The sequence below is a fragment of the Streptococcus parasanguinis genome, from assembly GCF_001069785.1.
GTDB classification, from domain to species: domain Bacteria; phylum Bacillota; class Bacilli; order Lactobacillales; family Streptococcaceae; genus Streptococcus; species Streptococcus parasanguinis_T.
Genome location: NZ_JVSR01000032.1, coordinates 1 through 5410 on the forward strand (window position 1 = coordinate 1; position 5410 = coordinate 5410).

7 protein-coding genes are annotated in these 5410 nt (G+C 32.8%); 6 read left to right on the plus strand and 1 reads right to left on the minus strand.

Translation table 11 applies throughout. The annotated features are described in order from the left end of the window. Window positions 1-542: 542 nt before the first annotated feature. Window positions 543-869 (plus strand): DMT family transporter, encoded by a 327-nt coding sequence (locus ADG03_RS02315; protein WP_009732038.1) that lies wholly within the window; start codon window positions 543-545, stop codon window positions 867-869. Window positions 870-1032: 163 nt separating this feature from the next. Here the strand turns inward: ADG03_RS02315 and ADG03_RS02320 are convergent, their stop codons facing one another. Further along, window positions 1033-1479, minus strand: coding sequence for a helix-turn-helix transcriptional regulator (locus ADG03_RS02320; protein WP_000287814.1), 447 nt, complete (start codon window positions 1477-1479; stop codon window positions 1033-1035). A gap of 319 nt (window positions 1480-1798) precedes the next feature. Between ADG03_RS02320 and ADG03_RS02325 the strand changes: the two genes are divergently transcribed. The 5 genes from ADG03_RS02325 to ADG03_RS02345 are packed head-to-tail and all read left to right on the plus strand — an operon-like array spanning window position 1799 to window position 5289. Continuing rightward, the gene (locus tag ADG03_RS02325) at window positions 1799-2272 is read left to right on the plus strand and encodes a hypothetical protein (protein ID WP_000182279.1); all 474 of its coding nucleotides are present in this window, start codon (window positions 1799-1801) and stop codon (window positions 2270-2272) included. 40 nt (window positions 2273-2312) lie between these two features. Continuing rightward, a complete protein-coding gene (locus tag ADG03_RS02330; protein ID WP_004182182.1) occupies window positions 2313-3509 on the plus strand; it encodes a replication initiation factor domain-containing protein in 1197 nt (398 codons plus the stop codon). Window positions 3510-3511: 2 nt separating this feature from the next. Continuing rightward, the gene (locus ADG03_RS02335) at window positions 3512-3898 is read left to right on the plus strand and encodes a hypothetical protein (RefSeq protein WP_006595173.1); all 387 of its coding nucleotides are present in this window, start codon (window positions 3512-3514) and stop codon (window positions 3896-3898) included. A gap of 59 nt (window positions 3899-3957) precedes the next feature. Beyond that, complete coding sequence (locus tag ADG03_RS02340; protein ID WP_000598356.1) at window positions 3958-4152, plus strand: DUF3173 domain-containing protein; 195 nt, start codon at window positions 3958-3960, stop codon at window positions 4150-4152. A 3-nt stretch (window positions 4153-4155) separates the two neighbouring features. Next, window positions 4156-5289, plus strand: coding sequence for a tyrosine-type recombinase/integrase (locus ADG03_RS02345; RefSeq protein WP_023027531.1), 1134 nt, complete (start codon window positions 4156-4158; stop codon window positions 5287-5289). The last annotated feature ends 121 nt before the right edge of the window (window positions 5290-5410 follow it).

Genomic DNA, 5410 nt, shown 5'->3' on the forward strand with positions numbered 1-5410 from the left:
CGGCGGCCGGGGTCGAACCGGCACGTCCTTGCGGACACTGGATTTTGAGTTCCATAACTCCATTATTTAAATCTTACAACCCTGATTTAATAGGGTTTTAAGCCTTTTGAATCTTGCAAAATAGACTCATTTTTCAAATTTTAGTAACTTTTTGGTAACACTCCATACCTTATCGTTCTAAGAGCATCATCAGAGAATAGACGATATGTCCCAACAGGTTATATTCATCCAGAGGTATTCAAGACACTTGTACGATTAACAGTTAATGTAATCATTTTATTTTCTCCTTTAATTAGGGTAAGTGTTTTTTATTATTTTAACAAAAATAACTCTTTAGCCCAAGAATTTGATAATTCATTTTCTAACAAAACTTTTTTTTTTAAATTTATCTTATGATATACTAAACTTATCAGCTATTGGTTCTGAAAAAGTGTCTGCCACAGTTTTACTACAAATTCTCATGACTTGTGCCAAGATTTATAAAAAACGGATAGCTATAATAGCTCTTAGAGCAAAAACATGACATATAGGAGGTTAAAGACATGTCATACTTTTATCTTTTTATCGCCATTGTAGGAGAGATATTGGGAACTAACCTTTTGAAATTATCAGACGGTTTTACAAAGCCTATTCCAACCGTTTCTGCCCTACTTAGCTATGGCGTTTGTTTCTATTTCCTCTCACTAGCAATGCAAAAAATTCCTTTAGGAATAGCTTATGCAACATGGTCAGCTGTCGGTTTAGTTTTGACAGCCTCTATCGCAGTAATGATTTTCAAAGAAACACTAAATGTTTATAGCATTATCGGTTTAATTTTGATTATCATTGGTGTTGTCATGGTTAACTTATTAGGAAATGCAGGACATTAATAAAACCGGCTCTATACTATTTGTAGTGGGTAAATCCCCTATGGATATTATGGAGCCTATTTTGTTGTAGAAAAAAAGTTCCATAAGAACTATAATGAAAAGCTAGAATTCTGTCAATATTTTGGACACATTTTGGGAGGGAATTTTGAAGACTAGCGTCCTCCTAATTTTCCCAATAAGTTTTAACTTCTTCAAAAATCTTATTCAAAAGTTCTGCATCTTTTTCTGACAACTGATTTTTTTCTATAACTCTATCTTTTAGTTCTGTTGCCTTTATTTTATTTCTTGCCACCGAAACTGCTATTGAATGTTTCAAAATATCAAACTCATCCTTTGAAAAGTTTGCAATATTGGTAAGATCTAATTGTTCTAGAGGTAAACTACTGATAATTGAATAAGGTTTTTGTCCCAGCAAATAATCTGTAGTAGTCCCAAAGATATTTGCTAATTTCACAACGAATTCTAATCCTGGTTCTAACGTTCCATTCTCCCACCGAGAATATGTCCCTTGTTGAACTCCAATTAATTCCGATATTTGTACTTGAGTTAACTTTTTTGATTTTCTGAGAGTTTTTAACCTCTCTGAAAATTTATAATCCTCTGTATACATAATTCTCCTATAGATATTCTTATTCGTATATTTTAGCTTGACAAAATATTCTAAACGGTATAAAATAGAATTATTCCATAAGGAATATTTATTTTGAGATTGAATATTCCATTGAGAATATTATAGCATAAAAGGAGGTAAAAGCGTATGTAACTAGTAGTCGATTTAAAAAATTTTAATAAAGGAGGTAGGATTCGACAAAATAAAAAATCTTGAAACAAATGTGCCGTTCGTTCCAAGATCAAAACATATTATGTAACAATTATACCACAGAAAACTCTTCAGTTGCACAAGAAAATTTCGGAGGTTTCACAAAAAGATGACCAATAAAGAGTTAGTCAATCAAATTTCTGGCCTAAACTCTACCTCTACTCTTAAAAATTGGATTCAACTGATTAAAGAGATAAGTGGCAAGGAATTTAAGAAAATTAAAGTTCCTATCAGTAGAAATCCCAGAACTCATCAATTAAGTTATACAGTTGCCTATGATTTTACAGACGAAGACCTTAGACAATTTCAAAAGTTAGCTAAACTAAAACTTGAAATAGGTCTAAAAGAGGCTATACAAGCCGTATTTGGGAGTCTAGCAGACAATGAACATGAATCCCTAAACCAAGTAATAGATGAGCTCTACGATGAACTGAGCGCCTTAAAACAGGAATTTAAGCGAGAAATGCGACTGATAAAAATTGAGAATTCCAACCTAAAAAAGAAAATCCAAGATATTGAAGAGTCGATGCAAACCGGCTTACTAGGGTTTGTTAACAAGAGGTCAAAAAATAGGTTCGGCTAATAGCGAGTTTTCGGCTGAGCCATGAGGCAGAAAGCCGAAAATGAGCGTAGATGCGGACGGACCATTTTTGACCGATAGGGTGTGTAGTAACACCACCCTCTGCAAGTTAGGTGTACCATCGAAAAAATTCAGTATTACCAAGGGTTTTGGAGATTTTAAGGGTGGCAAAATTAGGCAAAAAGTTGAATCAAAATCTATGGCAAAAAATGAGCATTTACGTTCTGTATTTGACTGGATTCAAATTCAGTTTGATAAGACTGAATTTTCGCCAAAAGAAATAATCGAAGATATCCTATTTCTTGACTTTGACCTATTTATTGAGAATAAGGGGAGCCTTAAATACTATAACTATGATAGCCAGCTTCATTATGGGAATATCCGTATCTACTATGGATCGAAAGAGTCGTCCTACATGCTTGTCATGTCAGGACAGGCACTAGAGTTCTATAGAGATATGGTATTAGATCCAAATAGTCTCTCCGAAAGACAGTTTCTGAACAACCTCTACTACAATTACATTCATTTTTCAGTAAGACGAATTGATATTGCAATAGATGATTTTAATGAAACACCCTATTTCACTCCTAATCAACTTCTAAAGATTTGTCAGAAGAAACGCTTTCTATATGGAAAAAGCACCTACTACAATACCTACGGAGATGAAACGATCGGTCAAACCTTATATTTAAGAAAACCCAATGATGATGAAAGACTTAGAATTTACGATAAGCGCTTAGAACAAGCTGAAAAGCTCGGGATCAGCAAGCGGTATATAGAAAATTGGATAAGAACTGAGTTAGAACTTAGGAAAGCAAAAGCTCACTACTTCATTCAAGAATGGTTGCATTCAGAAATAGATCTTCTTAACTTTACCAAGGGATACCTCAAAGAAAAAGTGAGGTTCTATAGTGATAGTCACTTCTCAAAACCTTTGAGATCTTGGGAAAAGTTTTTAGGTCACTCAAAACCTGTCTCTATCATTATTTCAAAACCAAAGACAGAACTAGAACAAAAATTAGAATGGTTTACCTATAAAGGTTCTGGAGCTATTCTAAAAGCGTATAAATTTCTATACGACAACAACTTACTGCATGAGTATGAGAAATCTAACTATCTCGCACTCAACAATATGGAATATCCACCAGATTTAGCAAGTGGATTAATAGAAAGGGCAATTCTCTTTAAAAGAGAAGATTTAATCCCTACAATCAAAGAAAATATCAAAAGGAGAAATTAAATATGGCAAAAATGCTCTCACAAAATGACTGGAATTTCAATAACATTGGAACAAAATTTGAATTGGATGAAGTCATTCCAAAATTTGAAACGGAAGTCCGAGCAGATGCAAACGGAGAAATTATCAAAAACCGAGATGGTAGCGAAAGACGTTTTAATACCGATAAAATCATTGGTTGGAAATACAATGTAACAATCAAGGATGGACAATTCAAAAAGAAATCAACCCAAGTCTCTGTAGACAATCCAGAAGCATTAGTTGATAATGACTATATCCAAGCAATGGATGAAGTACCAGTAACATTTGACAATTTACAAGCTACTATGATTAGTTCGACAATGTATTACAAGGCGGATGCTATCCATTTAGTAGATGTAAAACAAAAATAAGTATTAGACAAGGGGAGTTAATCCTCCCCTTACTTAATCTAATTAGAAAAGGAGATCACATGATTAAAACAGTAACAAAAGATGACCTTATCGAACTTGGATTTGCTCCAGGAACTGCAAGAAAGATTATCCATACTGGCAAATTACTATTAGTGAATCGTGGTTTTAATATCTACGATAACAAACGGATTGGTACAATTCCAGCCAGTGTCGCTGAAGAACTACTAGGAATTGAACTCCAGAAAGAAGCATAATGAATGACTATTCGTAAAACTAAAAATGGTAAATGGACTGTTGATGTTTCTAATGGTTTCCACCCAGTCACACAAAAAAGAATACGTATCATTCGAAAAGGATTAAAATCTAAAAAGGAAGCACTAGAACTAGAACAACATATTCGAGTTGTAGAATTAAAAGAAAAACAATTTGACTTTGTAGTAACAACAGATATGTTATTCCAGTTGCTTGAAGAAGACGATTTGAAAAATGGCAGAAAAATAAGCTATACAAGTACACAAAGAAACAATTATGAGCGTCATATTAAACCATATTTTAAAAATACAAATTTAAATAAATTAACGTATGACCATATATTCGAATTTCGTGAATACCTAAAAACAAAACCTAAAAAACAAAATGAAAATGAAACTTTAAGTTATAATACAATTAATAAAGTTCTAATTCTACTTAAAAAAATTTTTGACACTGGTATAAGAAAATCCCTTATTGATAAAAATCCTGTTGAGAATCTGAGAAAATTACCAATTAGGAAGCCTAATATCAAATTTTGGAGTATAGAAGAATTCACGAGATTTAGAGAACTTATTCAAGATGATGAAACAAGCTATGACCTGTTTTTCGTAATTGCTTTCTTTACTGGGATGAGAATGGGAGAAATACTCGCATTGAACTGGAATGATATAAATCTTTTAACAAATACAATTTTCGTTACCAAAACGGTATACTTTGTAAATAATACAAGCTACATTAATACAACAAAAACACGATCAGGAACTAGAAATATTACAATCAATCAGAAATTAACGGAAATGCTAAAAGATTGGAAAGAAAAACAAAAAGAAAAACTTAAGGAATTTACCAAAAATATTGACGGACTACAAATAATACAGAGTACACCAATAACTATTACAAAAAATATGATTGATAAGAAGTTTAAGCAAATACTAGAAAGGGATAAAGATTTAAAGAGAATAAGAATTCATGATTTAAGACACTCTCATGCATCATTACTTATAAATCAAGGGGAAGATTATCTTGTTGTTAAAGAAAGATTAGGACACGCATCTATTACGACAACAATTGATACTTATTCCCATTTGTACCCTAGCAAACAGAAAACATTGGCTAATAAACTTGATGATTTATTTTAAAATGGAAAAAATTGGTAACTCGACAAACAACAAAGAAAAAAAGACAAGGTCCGAAAACCTTGTCTTTTAAACTATACCGGCGGCCGGGGTCGAACCGGCACGTCCTTGCGGACACTGGATT

Coding starts and splice junctions, on each gene's coding strand:
- ADG03_RS02340 (WP_000598356.1), top strand. CDS start 3,958: ATGATTAAAACAGTAACAAAAGATGACCTTATCGAACTTGGATTTGCT.
- ADG03_RS02320 (WP_000287814.1), bottom strand. CDS start 1,479: ATGTATACAGAGGATTATAAATTTTCAGAGAGGTTAAAAACTCTCAGA.
- ADG03_RS02335 (WP_006595173.1), top strand. CDS start 3,512: ATGGCAAAAATGCTCTCACAAAATGACTGGAATTTCAATAACATTGGA.
- ADG03_RS02330 (WP_004182182.1), top strand. CDS start 2,313: ATGAGCGTAGATGCGGACGGACCATTTTTGACCGATAGGGTGTGTAGT.
- ADG03_RS02325 (WP_000182279.1), top strand. CDS start 1,799: ATGACCAATAAAGAGTTAGTCAATCAAATTTCTGGCCTAAACTCTACC.
- ADG03_RS02345 (WP_023027531.1), top strand. CDS start 4,156: ATGACTATTCGTAAAACTAAAAATGGTAAATGGACTGTTGATGTTTCT.
- ADG03_RS02315 (WP_009732038.1), top strand. CDS start 543: ATGTCATACTTTTATCTTTTTATCGCCATTGTAGGAGAGATATTGGGA.